The organism is Klebsiella sp. 141153 (genome assembly GCF_032601995.1).
GTDB classification, from domain to species: Bacteria; Pseudomonadota; Gammaproteobacteria; order Enterobacterales; family Enterobacteriaceae; genus Klebsiella; species Klebsiella aerogenes.
In genome coordinates, this window is the sequence record NZ_JAQIRJ010000020.1 from 21529 (window position 1) to 39688 (window position 18160).

Annotated in this window: 12 protein-coding genes and 4 tRNA genes; 1 reads left to right on the forward strand and 15 read right to left on the reverse strand. The window is 52.1% G+C overall.

What is annotated here, in order from left to right; genetic code table 11:
- Positions 1-332 precede the first annotated feature (332 nt).
- From rpoC to PGS10_RS24780, 13 genes are all read right to left on the reverse strand, one after another.
- Complete coding sequence (gene rpoC / locus PGS10_RS24720; RefSeq protein WP_045397360.1) at positions 333-4556, reverse strand: DNA-directed RNA polymerase subunit beta'; 4224 nt, start codon at positions 4554-4556, stop codon at positions 333-335.
- 76 nt (positions 4557-4632) lie between these two features.
- Positions 4633-8661, reverse strand: a complete 4029-nt coding sequence (rpoB, locus tag PGS10_RS24725) for a DNA-directed RNA polymerase subunit beta (RefSeq protein ID WP_015704004.1) — start codon at positions 8659-8661, stop codon at positions 4633-4635.
- A gap of 324 nt (positions 8662-8985) precedes the next feature.
- Complete coding sequence (rplL, locus tag PGS10_RS24730) at positions 8986-9351, reverse strand: 50S ribosomal protein L7/L12 (protein ID WP_003033114.1); 366 nt, start codon at positions 9349-9351, stop codon at positions 8986-8988.
- A 66-nt stretch (positions 9352-9417) separates the two neighbouring features.
- On the reverse strand, positions 9418-9915 hold the full coding sequence (gene rplJ, locus PGS10_RS24735) for a 50S ribosomal protein L10 (protein WP_004097644.1): 498 nt from the start codon (positions 9913-9915) through the stop codon (positions 9418-9420).
- 414 nt (positions 9916-10329) lie between these two features.
- Positions 10330-11034 carry a 50S ribosomal protein L1 gene (gene rplA / locus PGS10_RS24740; protein WP_015368826.1) on the reverse strand — a complete coding sequence of 235 codons (705 nt, stop codon included), beginning with the start codon at positions 11032-11034 and terminating at the stop codon, positions 10330-10332.
- 3 nt (positions 11035-11037) lie between these two features.
- Entirely contained in the window at positions 11038-11466 is a 429-nt protein-coding gene (gene rplK / locus PGS10_RS24745) for a 50S ribosomal protein L11 (protein WP_020079906.1), read from the reverse strand.
- 156 nt (positions 11467-11622) lie between these two features.
- Positions 11623-12168 (reverse strand): transcription termination/antitermination protein NusG, encoded by a 546-nt coding sequence (gene nusG / locus PGS10_RS24750; protein ID WP_007665882.1) that lies wholly within the window; start codon positions 12166-12168, stop codon positions 11623-11625.
- Position 12169: 1 nt separating this feature from the next.
- Positions 12170-12553 (reverse strand): preprotein translocase subunit SecE, encoded by a 384-nt coding sequence (gene secE / locus PGS10_RS24755; protein WP_015368827.1) that lies wholly within the window; start codon positions 12551-12553, stop codon positions 12170-12172.
- 232 nt (positions 12554-12785) lie between these two features.
- Entirely contained in the window at positions 12786-13970 is a 1185-nt protein-coding gene (gene tuf / locus PGS10_RS24760; protein WP_015368828.1) for an elongation factor Tu, read from the reverse strand.
- Positions 13971-14085: 115 nt separating this feature from the next.
- Positions 14086-14161: transfer RNA gene (locus tag PGS10_RS24765), tRNA-Thr, on the reverse strand.
- A gap of 5 nt (positions 14162-14166) precedes the next feature.
- Positions 14167-14241: transfer RNA gene (locus PGS10_RS24770), tRNA-Gly, on the reverse strand.
- 115 nt (positions 14242-14356) lie between these two features.
- Positions 14357-14441 (reverse strand) — tRNA-Tyr (locus PGS10_RS24775).
- A 10-nt stretch (positions 14442-14451) separates the two neighbouring features.
- A tRNA-Thr gene (locus tag PGS10_RS24780) sits at positions 14452-14527 on the reverse strand.
- Positions 14528-14957: 430 nt separating this feature from the next.
- On the opposite strand from PGS10_RS24780, the gene coaA reads away from it, so the two are divergent.
- Positions 14958-15908, forward strand: a complete 951-nt coding sequence (coaA, locus tag PGS10_RS24785; protein WP_045398338.1) for a type I pantothenate kinase — start codon at positions 14958-14960, stop codon at positions 15906-15908.
- A 26-nt stretch (positions 15909-15934) separates the two neighbouring features.
- Here the strand turns inward: coaA and birA are convergent, their stop codons facing one another.
- Both birA and murB read right to left on the reverse strand, forming a co-directional pair.
- Positions 15935-16897: a bifunctional biotin--[acetyl-CoA-carboxylase] ligase/biotin operon repressor BirA gene (gene birA / locus PGS10_RS24790; protein WP_045398335.1), complete on the reverse strand. Its 963-nt coding sequence runs from the start codon at positions 16895-16897 to the stop codon at positions 15935-15937.
- On the reverse strand, positions 16894-17949 hold the full coding sequence (murB, locus tag PGS10_RS24795; RefSeq protein ID WP_316423621.1) for a UDP-N-acetylmuramate dehydrogenase: 1056 nt from the start codon (positions 17947-17949) through the stop codon (positions 16894-16896). The genes birA and murB overlap by 4 nt, the downstream gene beginning before the upstream one ends.
- Between the last annotated feature and the right edge of the window lie 211 nt (positions 17950-18160).

An 18160-nucleotide genomic window follows, 5' to 3' on the forward strand; every position in this document is an offset into this window, starting at 1 on the left:
CCTCCTCCATTGCCTTTTAACAGGCGCAGCGAACCCCTCAGTTGCGGTAAACCGAAAAGGATGGGGAAAAGTAATCACATGATTCTTTGAGTGTTTTGACTATATAGCGTTTACGTCGCTTATTTTTTGATACATGTAGAATTTTTATCCATCGATTAGTGATGGCATAAAGAAATAGCAAATTGATAATTACCAGGCATGTTTAATTTGCTAATTAATTGCGGCAATTACATTAAATAAATGTAATTTATTTTAGGTGAGATAAATCGACAGGTAATAAAAAAGCCAGTCAGGAAACCTGACTGGCTTTTAAGCGCTTAGCGCATCAACGATTAATCGTTGTCAGAACCGCCCAGGCCTGCGTTCAGCAGTTCTGCCAGGTTGGCAGACGCTTCTTCTACGCTCACCTGCGGCGCAGCCGGCTGTTCGCCCGCTGCGCGACGGCGCATACGATCCTGGTGGTACGCATAACCGGTACCCGCCGGGATCAGACGACCCACGATGACGTTCTCTTTCAGACCGCGCAGTTCGTCGCGTTTGCCCGCAACGGCTGCTTCGGTCAGCACGCGAGTGGTCTCCTGGAACGAGGCCGCGGAGATGAAGGACTCGGTTGCCAGAGACGCTTTGGTGATACCCAGCAGGTCACGGGAATAGGTTGCCGCAACTTTGCCATTCGCTTCAAGCTCGCGGTTAGCGATCTTAACGCGGGAGTATTCAACCTGCTCGCCTTCGAGGAAGTCGGAGCTACCAGCACTTTCGATGGTCGCTTTACGCAGCATCTGACGAACGATAACTTCAATGTGCTTATCGTTAATCTTAACGCCTTGCAGACGATAAACGTCCTGCACTTCGTTGGTGATGTAACGCGTTACCGCGTGTACGCCACGAAGACGCAGAATGTCGTGCGGCGCTTCCGGACCGTCGGAAACCACGTCACCACGTTCTACACGTTCACCTTCGAACACGTTCAGCTGACGCCATTTCGGAATCATCTCTTCGTACGGTTCGCTACCGTCTACCGGGGTGATAACCAGACGACGTTTCCCTTTGGTTTCTTTACCGAAGGAAATGATGCCGCTGATTTCAGCCAGGATTGCCGGCTCTTTCGGACGACGTGCTTCGAACAGATCCGCAACGCGCGGCAGACCACCGGTGATGTCCTTGGTACCGCCAGATTCCTGCGGAACACGGGCCAGGGTGTCACCAGAGCTGATCTGTACGCCATCTTCCAGCTGAACAATCGCTTTACCCGGCAGGAAGTACTGAGCAGGCATATCGGTGCCTGGGATCAGAACGTCGTTGCCCTGAGCATCAACAATTTTCAGCGCCGGACGCAGATCTTTACCACCGGAGGTACGTTCTGCGGAATCCAGAACCACCAGCGAAGACAGACCGGTCAGCTCGTCGGTCTGACGAGTAATGGTCTGGCCGTCGATCATGTCAGTGAAGCGGACGAAACCACTCACTTCGGTGATAACCGGCATGGTATGCGGATCCCAGTTTGCAACGGTTTCACCGCCAGCAACCTGTTCGCCGTCGCCTTTCGCCATAACGGAACCGTAAGGTACTTTATAGCTTTCTTTCGTACGACCGAATTCGTCGATCAGCTTCAGTTCGGTGTTACGAGAGGTGATAACCAGTTTACCGCTGGAGTTCACAACCGACTTCGCGTTGCTCAGACGGATGCTACCTTTGTTTTTCACCTGGATGCTGGATTCAGCAGCCGCACGAGATGCCGCACCACCGATGTGGAACGTACGCATCGTCAGCTGTGTACCCGGCTCACCGATGGACTGTGCCGCGATAACGCCGATAGCCTCACCTTTGTTGATGATGTGGCCACGCGCCAGGTCACGACCGTAGCAGTGCGCACATACACCAAAGTCGGTGTCACAGGATACAACGGAACGAACTTTGACGGAGTCAACGGAGTTCTCTTCCAGCAGGTCACACCAGTGCTCGTGCAGCAGCGTGTTGCGTGGAACCAGAATGTCCGCGGTACCCGGCTTCAGAACGTCTTCAGCAGTCACACGACCCAGTACGCGATCGCGCAGCGGCTCTTTAACGTCGCCACCTTCGATAACCGGCGTCATGGTGATGCCTTCCAGGGTGCCGCAGTCGTCTTCAGTAACAACCAGGTCCTGCGCAACGTCAACCAGACGACGAGTCAGGTAACCGGAGTTCGCTGTCTTCAGTGCGGTATCCGCCAGACCTTTACGAGCACCGTGGGTGGAGATGAAGTACTGGAGTACGTTCAGACCTTCACGGAAGTTCGCGGTGATCGGCGTTTCGATGATGGAGCCATCCGGCTTCGCCATCAGACCACGCATACCAGCCAGCTGACGAATCTGTGCCGCAGAACCACGCGCACCGGAGTCGGCCATCATGTAGATGCTGTTGAAGGAAACCTGCTGTTCTTCCTGGCCGTCACGGTTAATAACGGTTTCGGTTTGCAGGTTATCCATCATCGCTTTGGATACACGATCGTTCGCCGCAGCCCAGATATCGATAACTTTGTTGTAGCGTTCGCCCGCAGTAACCAGACCAGACTGGAACTGTTCCTGAATCTCAGCAACTTCAGCTTCCGCTTCGCTGATGATTTCGTATTTTTTCTCCGGGATGACCATGTCATCGATACCAACGGACGCACCTGAACGCGCTGCATAAGCAAAGCCGGTGTACATCGTCTGGTCCGCAAAAATAACGGTCGGTTTCAGACCCAGAATACGGTAACAGGTGTTCAGCATCTTGGAGATCGCTTTCTTACCGAGCGCCTGGTTCACGATAGAGAACGGCAGACCTTTCGGTACGATCATCCACAGAATGGCACGGCCAATGGTCGTGTCTTTCAGGCTGGTCTTCGCGACGAATTCACCATTGTCGTCTTTTTCGTATTCGGTGATACGCACTTTAACGCGCGCATGCAGAGAGGCCAGACCGGCGCGATAAATACGCTCCGCTTCTTTCGGGCCAGTCAGCACCATGCCTTCGCCTTTGGCGTTAACACAGTCACGGGTCATGTAGTACAGACCCAGTACAACGTCCTGAGACGGAACGATGATTGGTTCGCCGTTCGCCGGGGACAGGATGTTGTTGGTAGACATCATCAGCGCACGCGCTTCCAGCTGGGCTTCCAGCGTCAGCGGTACGTGAACAGCCATCTGGTCACCATCGAAGTCGGCGTTATATGCCGCACAAACCAGCGGGTGCAGCTGAATAGCTTTACCTTCGATCAGAACCGGTTCGAACGCCTGAATACCCAAACGGTGCAGTGTTGGCGCACGGTTCAGCAGTACCGGGTGTTCGCGGATAACTTCGTCCAGGATATCCCAAACGACGGCTTCTTCGCGCTCAACCATTTTCTTAGCGGCTTTGATGGTGGTGGCCAGGCCACGCAGTTCCAGCTTGCCGTAGATGAACGGTTTGAACAGCTCCAGCGCCATTTTCTTCGGCAGACCGCACTGATGCAGACGCAGGTATGGACCTACGGTGATTACAGAACGACCGGAGTAGTCTACACGCTTACCGAGCAGGTTCTGACGGAAACGACCCTGTTTACCTTTGATCATATCGGCCAAAGATTTCAGAGGACGTTTGTTAGAACCGGTGATCGCACGACCGCGACGACCGTTATCCAGCAGGGCGTCGACCGCTTCCTGCAGCATACGTTTTTCGTTGCGAACGATGATGTCCGGCGCAGCCAGATCAAGCAGACGTTTCAGACGGTTGTTACGGTTAATGACGCGACGATACAGATCGTTCAGGTCAGAAGTCGCAAAACGACCGCCATCCAGCGGAACCAGCGGACGCAGATCTGGCGGCAGAACCGGCAGAACGGTCAGGATCATCCACTCCGGCTTGTTGCCAGATTGAACGAACGCTTCCAGCAGCTTAATGCGCTTGGTCAGCTTTTTACGCTTGGTTTCGGAGTTGGTTTCGTTCAGCTCTTCACGCAGCTGCTCGCACTCTTGCTCCAGGTCCATGCTTTTCAGCAGGGCCTGAATAGCTTCGGCGCCCATCTTCGCGTCGAATTCGTCACCGAACTCTTCCAGCGCGTCCAGGTACTGCTCTTCAGTCAGAATCTGGTTGCGTTCGAGGTTGGTCATGCCACCTTCGATAACAACATAAGATTCAAAGTACAGTACGCGTTCGATATCACGCAGCGGCATATCCAGCAGCAGACCGATACGGGACGGCAGAGACTTCAGGAACCAGATGTGGGCAGTCGGAGACGCCAGCTCGATGTGGCCCATGCGCTCACGACGCACTTTGGTCTGGGTCACTTCAACGCCGCACTTCTCACAGATAACACCACGGTGTTTCAGGCGCTTGTACTTACCGCACAGGCACTCATAGTCTTTTACTGGCCCGAAAATACGAGCGCAGAACAGACCGTCACGTTCTGGCTTGAACGTACGGTAGTTAATGGTTTCCGGCTTTTTAACTTCACCGAAAGACCATGAACGGATCATGTCTGGCGATGCCAGAGCAATTTTGATCGCATCAAACTCTTCGGTTTTAGTTTGCGCTTTCAGAAACTTTAATAAGTCTTTCACGGATTTGCTCCCGTCGGAGTTAGCACAATCTGGCGCCGGGTTTTACCCCGGCACCAGTGACCTGTTTGAGCGAGAGTTACTCGTCTTCCAGTTCGATGTTGATGCCCAGCGAGCGGATTTCTTTCAACAGTACGTTGAAGGATTCCGGCATGCCCGGTTCCATCTGGTGGTTGCCGTCCACGATGTTTTTATACATCTTGGTACGACCGTTCACGTCATCAGACTTAACGGTGAGCATTTCCTGCAGGGTGTAGGCCGCGCCGTATGCTTCCAGCGCCCACACTTCCATCTCACCGAAGCGCTGACCACCGAACTGCGCCTTACCACCCAGCGGCTGCTGAGTAACCAGGCTGTAAGAACCGGTGGAACGAGCGTGCATTTTGTCGTCGACCAGGTGGTTCAGTTTCAGCATGTACATGTAACCTACGGTTACCGGACGTTCGAACTGTTCACCGGTGCGGCCGTCAAACAGAGTGATCTGACCGGAAGTCGGCAGGTCGCCCAGCTGCAGCAGCTCTTTGATTTCAGCTTCTTTCGCACCGTCGAATACCGGCGTTGCGATTGGCATGCCTTTACGCAGGTTTTCAGCCAGACGCAGAACTTCTTCATCGCTGAAGGTATTCAGGTCAACTTTCTGGCGAACGTCAGCGCCCAGATCGTAAGCACGCTGGATGAATTCGCGCAGTTTCGCGACTTCTTGCTGCTGTTTCAGCATGGCGTTGATCTTATCGCCGATGCCTTTCGCAGCCATACCCAGGTGAGTTTCCAGGATCTGACCGATGTTCATACGAGACGGTACGCCCAGCGGGTTCAGTACGATATCTACCGGCGTACCGTTAGCATCGTGCGGCATATCTTCGATCGGGTTGATCTTAGAGATAACACCCTTGTTACCGTGACGACCCGCCATCTTATCACCAGGCTGGATACGGCGTTTAACGGCCAGGTATACCTTAACAATCTTCAGCACGCCCGGTGCCAGATCGTCGCCTTGAGTGATTTTACGGCGTTTCGCTTCGAGTTTTTTCTCGAACTCGTGTTTCAGTTCGTCATACTGCTCAGCCAGTTGCTCCAGCTGATTTTGTTTCTCTTCGTCGGTCAGGCCCAGTTCCAGCCAGCGATCGCGCGGCAGTTTGTCGAGCTTGTCAGCTTCAACGCCACCGGCAACCAACACAGCGTAGATACGGCTGAACAGACCAGCTTCGAGGATCTGCAGTTCTTCAGACAGGTCTTTTTTAGCCTGCTTCAGCTGCATCTCTTCGATCTCAAGAGCACGCTTGTCTTTTTCTACGCCGTCACGGGTAAACACCTGAACGTCGATAACGGTACCAGAGACACCGTTCGGTACGCGCAGAGAAGAGTCTTTAACGTCAGACGCTTTCTCACCGAAGATCGCGCGCAGCAGTTTCTCTTCCGGAGTCAGCTGGGTTTCACCTTTCGGGGTTACCTTACCAACCAGAATGTCGCCGCCGGTCACTTCCGCACCGATATAAACGATACCGGATTCATCCAGTTTAGAGAGCGCGGCTTCACCCACGTTCGGGATGTCAGCGGTGATCTCTTCCGGCCCCAGCTTGGTGTCACGGGACACGCATGCCAGTTCCTGAATGTGGATGGTGGTGAAACGGTCTTCCTGGACAACACGCTCGGATACGAGGATGGAGTCTTCGAAGTTGTAGCCGTTCCACGGCATGAACGCTACGCGCATGTTCTGACCCAGCGCCAGTTCACCGAGGTCGGTGGACGGGCCGTCGGCCAGGACGTCGCCGCGTTCAATTGGTTCACCCAGGGACACGCAAGGCATCTGGTTGATGCAGGTGTTCTGGTTAGAACGGGTGTACTTGGTCAGGTTATAGATGTCGATACCTGCTTCGCCCGGGTACATCTCGTCTTCGTTAACTTTGATAACGATACGGGAAGCATCCACGTACTGAACGGTACCGCCACGTTTAGCCACCGCAGTAACACCGGAGTCAACGGCAACAGCACGTTCCATACCGGTACCAACCAGCGGCTTATCAGCGCGCAGAGTCGGAACCGCCTGACGTTGCATGTTCGCACCCATCAATGCACGGTTGGCGTCATCGTGTTCCAGGAACGGGATCAGGGACGCACCGACGGATACCACCTGCTGGGTGGATACGTCCATGTAGTCAACCTGGTCGCGGCTGAACAAGCTGGATTCGCCTTTACTACGGCAGGTAACCAGATCTTCAACAAAGTGGCCTTCGTCATCCAGGTTGGAGTTCGCCTGAGCGATGACGTAGTTACCTTCTTCGATAGCAGACAGGTAATGAATTTCGTCGGTAACAACACCGTCGGTCACTTTACGATACGGGGTCTCAAGGAAACCGTATTCGTTAGTCTGTGCGTATACGGACAGGGAGTTGATCAGACCGATGTTCGGACCTTCAGGCGTTTCGATTGGACATACGCGACCATAGTGAGTCGGGTGTACGTCTCGAACTTCGAAGCCTGCGCGTTCACGGGTCAGACCGCCTGGGCCGAGTGCGGAGATACGACGTTTGTGCGTAATCTCAGACAGCGGGTTGTTCTGGTCCATAAACTGGGACAGCTGGCTGGAACCAAAGAACTCTTTCACTGCTGCGGAAATCGGCTTGGCGTTGATCATATCCTGAGGCATCAGGGTATCCAGATCGCCCAGAGACAGACGCTCTTTAACCGCACGCTCTACACGCACCAGGCCAACGCGGAACTGGTTTTCCGCCATTTCGCCAACGGAACGGATACGACGGTTGCCGAGGTGGTCGATATCATCGACTTCGCCTTTACCGTTACGGATATCGATGAGCTTCTTCATCACTTCGATGATGTCGTCTTTGCTCAGGATACCGGAACCTTCGATTTCGTCGCGCAGCAGAGAACGGTTGAACTTCATACGACCAACCGCGGACAGATCGTAGCGGTCTTCGGAGAAGAACAGGTTCTCAAACAGGCTTTCAGCCGCTTCACGAGTCGGCGGCTCACCCGGGCGCATCATGCGGTAGATTTCTACCAGCGCGCTCAGACGATCGTTGGTTGGGTCGACGCGTACAGTTTCAGAAATGTACGGACCGTGGTCCAGATCGTTGGTGAACAGCGTTTCGATACGCTTGTGGCCGGACTGGCTCAGTTTAGCCAGCAGATCCAGGCTCAGCTCCATGTTCGCCGGGCAGATCAGTTCGCCGGTCGCTTCGTCGATGTAGTCTTTAGAAGCAACTTTACCCGCGATGTACTCAACCGGAACTTCGATATGTTTGATATCGTCTTTTTCCAGCTGGCGAATATGGCGCGCGGTAATACGACGGCCTTTCTCAACGTACACTTTACCGTTGGCTTCGATATCGAAGGAGGCGGTTTCACCGCGCAGACGCTCCGGTACCAGCTCCATCTGCAGCTTGTTGTCGCGAATTTCAAAGACCACTTTCTCGAAGAACAGGTCAAGGATCTGCTCAGTGGTGTAATTCAGCGCGCGCAGAATGATGGTTGCAGGCAGTTTACGACGACGGTCGATACGAACGAACAGGTTGTCTTTCGGGTCGAATTCGAAGTCCAGCCAGGAACCACGGTAAGGAATGATACGTGCGTTATACAGGACCTTACCGGAAGAGTGAGTCTTACCTTTGTCACTGTCAAAGAAGACGCCCGGGCTACGGTGCAGCTGAGAAACGATAACACGCTCGGTACCGTTGATAACGAAGGTACCGTTGTCGGTCATGAGCGGGATTTCGCCCATGTAGACTTCTTGTTCTTTAATGTCTTTAACGGTGCCTTCCGGCGCTTCGCGCTCGTAGATCACCAGACGCAGTTTCACACGCAGCGGTGCGGAATACGTCACGCCACGGATCTGACATTCTTTAACATCAAAAACAGGTTCGCCCAGACGGTAGCTGACGTATTGCAGCTCTGAATTACCGCTGTAGCTCTGAATCGGGAATACGGAACGGAAGGCTGCTTCCAGACCATACTGCCCTTCAGGATCTTGCTCGATAAACTTCTGGAACGAGTCAAGCTGGATAGAAAGGAGATAAGGCACATCCAGAACTTGTGGACGTTTACCAAAATCCTTACGAATACGTTTTTTCTCGGTATAGGAGTAAACCATAGGGTTCCTCAGCTCGCTGACAAGTCGACCCATCTGCCCGGAAAGGGCAGTTTTTTATGCAACACTATTTTGTTGACCGGAAAATGGAACACTTTCCGCAATGCCTGTTGCTATCACGCTTAAACCATTTCATTGCGATTTACACAGCCCAGGAACCCTAACCTGTCGCAGTATATTAAGTCGTCGATAGAAACAAGCATTGTGAGGCAAACCAGCAGTCAAACAGTGTGAAATGCTACTGGCGCCTTACAGCGCAAAAAGGCTGGTGACTAAAAAGTCACCAGCCTCAGCCTAATTTCTCAGGCTGCAACCGGAAGGGTTGGCTTATTTAACTTCAACTTCAGCGCCAGCTTCTTCCAGAGATTTTTTCAGAGCTTCAGCGTCGTCTTTGCTGATGCCTTCTTTCAGTGCAGCCGGTGCAGATTCTACCAGGTCTTTAGCTTCTTTCAGACCCAGGCCAGTCGCGCCACGTACTGCTTTGATAACAGCAACTTTGTTAGCGCCAGCAGCTTTCAGAATTACGTCGAATTCAGTTTTTTCTTCAGCAGCTTCAGCCGGGCCAGCAGCTACAGCTACAGCAGCAGCAGCGGAAACACCGAATTTTTCTTCCATTGCAGAGATCAGCTCAACAACGTCCATTACGGACATAGCGGATACTGCTTCAATGATTTGATCTTTAGTGATAGACATTTAAATTGTTCCTGAATATCAGAATAAGTTTATACGTAAGCGAGTGCTTTACAAAGATAACTGCGATTAAGCAGCTTCTTTCGCATCGCGTACAGCAGCCAGAGTACGAACCAGTTTGCCAGCCGAAGCTTCTTTCATGGTTGCCATCAGGCGTGCAATTGCTTCTTCGTAGGTCGGCAGAGTTGCCAGGCGGTCGATTTGCGACGCCGGGATCAGCTCACCTTCAAAGGCAGCGGCTTTGACCTCAAATTTTGCATTCGCTTTCGCGAACTCTTTGAACAGACGAGCAGCAGCGCCCGGGTGTTCCATAGAGTATGCAATCAGGGTCGGACCAACAAACGTGTCTTTCAGGCACTCGAACGGAGTACCTTCAACGACGCGGCGCAGCAGGGTGTTACGAACAACACGCATGTAAACGCCAGCTTCACGACCTGCTTTACGCAGTTCAGTCATTTTATCTACAGTTACGCCACGGGAATCCGCAACTACTGCAGACAGCGCGCCTTTGGCTACTTCGCTGACTTCAGCAACAATCGCTTGTTTGTCTTGAAGATTTAAAGCCATTAGCTTTGCTCCTGGATGTTTGCCAGAGCTTATGCTCTGGAACTCACTTCACTCTATTCAACGAATAGAGCGTCTTAATACGGTGAGCAGAAACAAGCCAGAGTATCCAAAAAATAATCTTAGCGTTCTGTCACCGTCTACGCAGGGGATTAAGTTTCTTACGAAACACCTGCGGTCTTCGACGGAGGCCTGGATAGGCCAGGCTCCAACGAACAAATTCTTCCTATGACTTCGTCCTTCGAACCGCAGCGGCGTTAGCTGCTCTCGTTCACACCGGTCATGTAGTTAACTACACTCCCGGTGATTCACTCGATTGCTGCCTTGCTGCAATTCAAATGACTCGCATAGCGTCTGTCTTATTGACAGAATCGTGGGGGTAAGATTGTAGACAAAATCACCGCCCACGTAAAGGCATTAGTTTGCAGAAGCGTTCAGGCCAGCCTGATCTACTGCAACACCTGCACCCATGGTGGTGGAGATGCTAACTTTCTTGATGTACACGCCTTTAGCCTGAGTCGGTTTTGCTTTTTTCAGCGCAACCAGCAGAGCTTCCAGGTTTTCTTTCAGTTTGTCAGCGTCAAAGTCCACTTTACCGATGGTGGTGTGGATGATGCCGTTTTTGTCGTTACGATAACGAACCTGACCTGCTTTAGCGTTCTTAACCGCTTCAGCAACGTTAGGAGTTACGGTACCAACTTTCGGGTTTGGCATCAGGCCGCGCGGGCCCAGAACCTGGCCCAGCTGGCCAACAACGCGCATTGCATCCGGGGAAGCAATAACAACGTCAAAGTTCATTTCGCCTTTCTTGATCTGGTCAGCCAGATCTTCCATACCTACCAGCTCGGCGCCTGCAGCTTTAGCAGCTTCAGCGTTCGGGCCCTGTGCAAATACGGCAACGCGAACAGAACGGCCAGTACCGTGCGGCAGTACAGTTGCACCACGTACGTTCTGGTCAGATTTACGAGCATCGATGCCCAGGTTTACAGCAACGTCAACGCTTTCAACGAACTTAGCGGTCGCCAGTTCTTTCAGCAGAGAGATGGCTTCGTTGATGTCGTACTGTTTAGTTGCATCAACTTTCTCACGAATCACGGACATGCGCTTGGTCAGTTTAGCCATTTCTTAGTCCTCCACTACCAGGCCCATGGAACGTGCAGTACCTTCGATGGAGCGAGTCATCGCTTCAATGTCGGCACCAGTCATGTCGGCAGCTTTGGTCTGCGCGATTTCCTGCAGCTGAGCGCGGGAAATTTTACCAACTTTCTCTTTGTTCGGCTTACCGGAGCCGGACTTGATACCAGCCGCTTTTTTCAGCAGAACTGCTGCCGGCGGAGTTTTGGTAACGAAAGTGAAAGAACGGTCAGCGTAAACGGTGATAACAACCGGGATTGGCAGACCTTTTTCCATGGATTCAGTTTTTGCGTTGAACGCTTTGCAGAATTCCATGATGTTAACGCCCTGCTGACCCAGTGCTGGACCAACCGGCGGACTCGGGTTTGCCATACCAGCTGCAACCTGCAGCTTGACGTAGGCTTGTACTTTCTTAGCCATTCTTAAATCCTCGAATTGGGTATTAACGCTTCAGAGAAGCTCCCCGTGATTAAACATCGTTTTACGGGCCAGGCCCATAAAAACAAAAGGCGCGAAATTGTATTCCAATTTCGCGCCCTATGCAACGATTAAATCGCTGCTTTTTTGATCGCCGGCTTACGCCTTCTCAACCTGACCGAAGTCCAGCTCTACCGGAGTCGCACGACCGAAGATAGAAACGGAAACTTTCAGGCGGGACTTCTCGTAGTCCACTTCTTCAACAACGCCGTTAAAGTCAGCAAACGGACCGTCGTTAACGCGAACCATTTCGCCCGGTTCAAACAGCGTTTTCGGACGCGGCTTATCGCCAACCTGCTGCAGACGGTTCATGATGGCATCGACTTCTTTGTCGCTGATCGGCGCCGGACGGTCGGAAGTACCGCCGATGAAGCCCATCACGCGCGGGACGCTGCGCACCAGGTGCCAGCTCGCGTCGTTCATGACCATCTGAACCAGAACGTAGCCTGGGAAGAATTTGCGTTCGCTTTTGCGACGCTGGCCGCCACGGATTTCAACCACTTCTTCGGTCGGAACCATGACTTCGCCAAACAACTCTTCCATGTTGTGTAATTTGATATGTTCACGCAGCGAAGTAGCTACGCGACCTTCAAAACCGGAAAACGCCTGAACGACGTACCAGCGCTTTTTAGGAGCTTCAGACATCTCAGAACCTCAGGCCAGTGATAAAGGATACCAGGCGAACCAGAATACCATCCAGTCCCCACAGGATCAGTGACATTACTGCAGTTACGGCAGCAACAATCAGCGTGGTGTGCAGCGTTTCCTGGCGGGTCGGCCAGATCACTTTGCGGACTTCGGTTCTCGCTTCGCGGGCGAAGGCGACAGTCGCCTTACCTTTTGTCGTTAACAGAGCGACGCCACCGGCAGCAGCGATAAGAATCACCACGGCCAGCGCACGGATCGCCAGCATAATGTCGCGATAAAGGAAGTTGCCTACGATGGCTACGATCAGCAGCACGGCAACGATAACCCACTTCAACGCTTCCAGGCCGCGCCCGCTCCCTTGAGCTTCGGTATTCGCACTCATAAACCAACCTGTCACAAGAATTCAGACAAACATCTTCGCCCCGCGTTAAATGCGAGGCGACCAAACCGAAATGCTCTGCTGCGTTTCGGACTTTACGCCCTCTTCAGAGCCTGTCTCAGCAATGATTATGACAAAAAAAATCACTGATGAGCCAGGTTCTGGTGTGAAAGCGTGCAAAAAGGGCATCAAATGATGCCCTTTTATTGCGCATTGCGTCAAATGTTATCAGCGATTAGCCGAGAACTTTAGCAACCACGCCCGCGCCAACGGTACGGCCGCCTTCACGGATTGCGAAACGCAGACCGTCGTCCATCGCGATCGGGTGGATCAGGGTAACAACCATTTTGATGTTGTCGCCCGGCATTACCATCTCTACGCCTTCCGGCAGTTCGATGGTACCAGTCACGTCAGTAGTACGGAAGTAGAACTGCGGACGGTAGCCTTTGAAGAACGGAGTATGACGGCCGCCTTCATCTTTGGACAGGATGTACACTTCAGATTCGAACTTGGTGTGCGGCTTGATGCTGCCCGGCTTAGCCAGTACCTGACCACGTTCGATTTCTTCACGTTTGATACCACGCAGCAGAACGCCTACGTTCTCACCAGCACGGCCTTCGTCCAGCAGTTTGCGGAACATTTCAACGCCAGTACAGGTGGTTTTCGCGGTGTCTTTGATACCAACGATTTCAACTTCTTCACCAACTTTGATGATACCGCGCTCTACACGACCGGTAACAACGGTACCACGACCGGAGATGGAGAATACGTCTTCGATCGGCAGCAGGAACGGCTTGTCAATCGCACGCTCTGGTTCCGGGATGTAAGAATCCAGGAAGCCAGCCAGTTCGATGATTTTCGCTTCCCACTCTGCGTCGCCTTCCAGCGCTTTCAGAGCAGAACCACGAACGATCGGAGTGTCGTCGCCCGGGAAATCGTACTGAGACAGCAGTTCACGAACTTCCATCTCAACCAGTTCCAGCAGCTCTTCGTCATCAACCATATCGCATTTGTTCAGGAACACGATGATGTACGGAACGCCTACCTGACGACCCAGCAGGATGTGCTCACGAGTCTGCGGCATCGGGCCGTCAGTCGCAGCAACAACCAGGATCGCGCCATCCATCTGAGCAGCACCGGTGATCATGTTTTTAACATAGTCGGCGTGGCCCGGGCAGTCTACGTGTGCGTAGTGGCGAGTCGGGGTGTCATATTCAACGTGGGAAGTGTTGATGGTGATACCACGAGCTTTTTCTTCCGGCGCGTTATCGATCTGGTCGAATGCGCGAGCAGCACCGCCGTAGGTTTTAGCCAGTACGGTAGTGATTGCAGCGGTCAGCGTTGTTTTACCATGGTCAACGTGGCCGATAGTACCGACGTTAACGTGCGGTTTTGTACGTTCAAACTTTTCTTTAGACATCGATTGTCCCTCTAAGACACGGATAAATCGGTGATATCACCACATCAACCAGGCAACATGCCCGACTTGTTGAATGCAATAAACAGAGAGAAACAGGGAAGGAGAGATAAAGAAGTGGTGCTGATACCCAGAGTCGAACTGGGGACCTCACCCTTACCAAGGGTGCGCTCTACCAACTGAGCCATATCAGCACGTCTGGAGCGGGCAGCGGGAATCGAACCCGCATCATCAGCTTGGAAGGCTGAGGTAATAGCCATTATACGATGCCCGCATCCTGAAACTCGGCTACCCAGTTCTTTCTGTAACAAAAAAGAGATTGCTCTCTTTAATGTTGAGCTGATTAGTTTACCCAACCAACTCCGGCTACGCAAAGCGTCGCCCGAAAGTGGTGGTGGGGGAAGGATTCGAACCTTCGAAGTCGATGACGGCAGATTTACAGTCTGCTCCCTTTGGCCGCTCGGGAACCCCACCCAAATTGTTATGGTGCCGACTACCGGAATCGAACTGGTGACCTACTGATTACAAGTCAGTTGCTCTACCTACTGAGCTAAGTCGGCATCAAGTAGCGCGCATTCTAGGGAGACCTGCGAGTTCATGCAACTAAAAATTTGCATAAAACGTTCTCTTGCTCACATTTTGTGCTCTTACGCGAAAAAACGGTGTAATTTCAAACAATGGAGTGCAAAAAAAGCGCATTCCTCAACGCAGAATTTGTTTCGCTGCGCCTGTCAGATACAAGAATGACGGTTTTTTCACCTGGAAATCCTGGTGGCAGGCGCGATCGCTAACCTGCAAAGATAGCAGACTCGCTTTCTCCCCTCTTTCTACTTATTCATCACTTGTGATGCTGCTATGAGAAAGCGCCCTTCGATGAGTTTTTTTCTTATTATTCCCGGCATTCTGGTGTTACCCTCCTGCCCATTGTCCTGATTAACTAGTGTGAAGCATCACCGCTACCTCTTTTTCGGTGATAGTAAGAACATGCTTATGAGCAAAAAAGAGCAGACGTTAATGACACCCTATCTACAATTTAACCGCAACCAATGGGCTGCACTTCGTGATTCCGTTCCGATGACGCTGACAGAGGAAGAAATCGCGCGGTTAAAAGGCATCAACGAAGATCTTTCGCTGGAAGAAGTCGCCGAGATCTATTTGCCGCTGTCACGTTTGCTCAATTTCTATATCAGTTCCAACCTCCGTCGCCAGGCGGTGCTTGAGCAATTTCTTGGCACCAATGGCCAGCGTATTCCTTACATCATCAGTATTGCAGGTAGCGTTGCGGTTGGTAAAAGTACTACAGCGCGTGTTTTACAGGCGCTGCTTAGCCGCTGGCCTGAACATCGCCATGTAGAACTGATTACTACCGATGGCTTCTTACATCCTAACTCGGTGTTAAAGGAACGCGGCCTGATGAAGAAAAAGGGCTTCCCGCAGTCGTATGATATGCATCGGCTGGTGAAGTTTGTTTCTGACCTGAAATCTGGCGTACCCAGCGCAACCGCGCCGGTCTATTCCCATCTGATTTATGATGTTATTCCTGATGGCGATAAAACCGTTGCTCAACCGGATATTCTTATTCTGGAAGGTTTGAACGTTCTGCAGAGCGGAATGGATTATCCACACGATCCCCATCATGTATTTGTTTCTGACTTTGTCGATTTCTCTATTTACGTCGATGCGCCGGAAGACTTATTAAAGAACTGGTATATCAATCGCTTCCTGAAATTCCGTGAAGGAGCTTTTACCGATCCGGATTCTTATTTCCATAATTACGCCAAACTTTCAAAAGACGAAGCGGTTAATATTGCCACTTCATTATGGAATGAGATCAACCTACTGAACTTAAAAGAAAATATATTACCAACTAGAGAGCGTGCCAGCTTGATTATGACGAAGAGCGCAAATCACTCGGTCGATCAAGTTCGCCTACGGAAATAAGAAAGGGAGCGCAAGCTCCCTTCTGTTTATTCTGCGCTACGCAGCGATATCTCGCCTCCAACCCATGGTTTAATTACCCCGTCCTGCTCGAGTAATAATGCCCCTTGAGCATCAATTCCGCGAGAAATACCAAATATTTCCTTATCTCCAATAATCAACTTCACCGGCCGATTGATAAAGTTATCCAGTTTTTCCCAACGTGGCAGGTAAGGTGTTAAACCTTCCTGCTCGAATAGTTGCAAACCGCTACGTAATGCTTTCACCAGACGCGCCGTCAGGGTGTTACGGTCAATGAAGACTCCCGCCTCCTGAAGGCTGATCCACCCCTGATTGACAACATCAGACTCAACCCGGCGCATCACGAGATTGATACCAGCACCGCTGACGATCTGCGCGGCATCACCGGTTTTGCCTGTCAGTTCTACCAGGATACCGGACAACTTGCGGTCCTGCAGATAGATATCATTCGGCCATTTGACCCGAACGTTATCCGCCCCCAGGCTCTGCAGTACTTCCGCAATCACAATACCGATTACCAGGCTCAAACCAATCGCAGCTGCGGGGCCTTGCTCCAGACGCCAGTACATGGAGAGATAAAGATTGGCCCCAAACGGTGAGAACCACTTACGCCCGCGGCGGCCACGACCAGCCTGCTGATATTCAGCGACACAGGCATCACCTGACTCCAGTTCGTCCAGACGATCCAGCAAATACTGGTTGGTGGAGTCAATTACCGGCAGCACGGTAATACGACCTTGTTCAATCTGGCCGGCAATCTTTTGCTCATCCAGCAATTCAATCGGCTCAGGGAGGCTATAGCCCTTCCCTGGTACGGTAAACACATCAACACCCCAGTCGCGGAGCGTCTGCATATGCTTGTTAATTGCCGCGCGGCTCATCCCCAGGCGTTCGCCGAGCTGTTCGCCAGAGTGAAACTCGCCATCCGCCAGAATAGAGATAAGCGTCAGGGGTACGGTATTGTCTTTCATGCAATCACCTCTTCCGCGTTCACTTCACCCTGCTCTCCGATGAAGCGCACTTCAGGCTGTAGCCAAACGTTAAATTTCTCGCCAACCTGCTGGCGGACATAGTGGGCTAACCCTACGACATCATCGCTGGTCGCCTGGTTATCGTTGATCAGTACCAACGCCTGCTGACGGTGAACTGCCGCCCCGCCGATAGTTTTACCTTTTAGCTGGCACTGATCGATAAGCCAACCAGCCGCCAGCTTAACGCTGCCGTCAGCCTGTGGATAATGTGGCGCGCCAGGGAATGCAGCCAGCAATTCCTGAGCAACCTGAGCACTGACGACCGGGTTCTTAAAGAAGCTGCCGGCATTACCATTTACTTTCGGATCCGGTAACTTGGTCATACGCATATGGCAAACCGCATCAAACACCTGGCGGGGGGTAACAGTTTGCGCATCGAGACGGGTTAAATCACCGTAGGTCAGGACAGGCTGCCACGCTTTTTTCAGCCGTAGTCCAACAGCCACTATCGCGTAACGATCCTGATATTCATGTTTGAAAATACTGTCGCGATAGCCGAAACGGCACTCTGTGGCAGAAAGGCGCTGCTTGCGACCTGTTTCAAGTTCGATACAGTCTACGTATTCACATACTCGCTGCAGTTCGACGCCATAGGCACCAATATTTTGAATTGGTGAAGACCCCGCGCAGCCAGGAATTAAGGCCAGGTTTTCCAGCCCAGGCATTCCATTTTCCAGCGCAAATTGCACCAGTTGATGCCAGTTTTCGCCGGCGCCAACGTGCAAACGCCAGGCTTCTGACGTTTCGCTTACCTCGATCCCCATGATGCGGTTGATAATCACCGTGCCGGAATAGTCTTTCAGGAACAGAACGTTGCTTCCTTCTCCAAGGATCAGACAAGGTTGGTGTTCTGCAGCGGCGGCTTGCCAGGCAGCCAGCAACTGTTGTTCATTTTCAGCAAGTACAATTGCTTTGGCAGAATGGTTAATGCCAAAGGTATTCCAGGGTTTGAGGGAGAGGTTCATAGTGGCTTCCTGATGCAAAATCAGCATTAGTTTACCGTATATAGCGAGGGAAGGCTTGCCTGAATAATACCGGTTCAGGGCCGGGTTCTACTCATGATGGGCGTTAATGAATGGCGCTGGCAGGGAGGGGGTTTCCCCGGAGCCGGTGCTGCGCACCTTTTCCGGGCTACAGGACTGTAGCCCCGGTAAGCGCAGCGCCACCGGGGGAGACGGCGGCGCGTCTGGCCGCAAAACACAA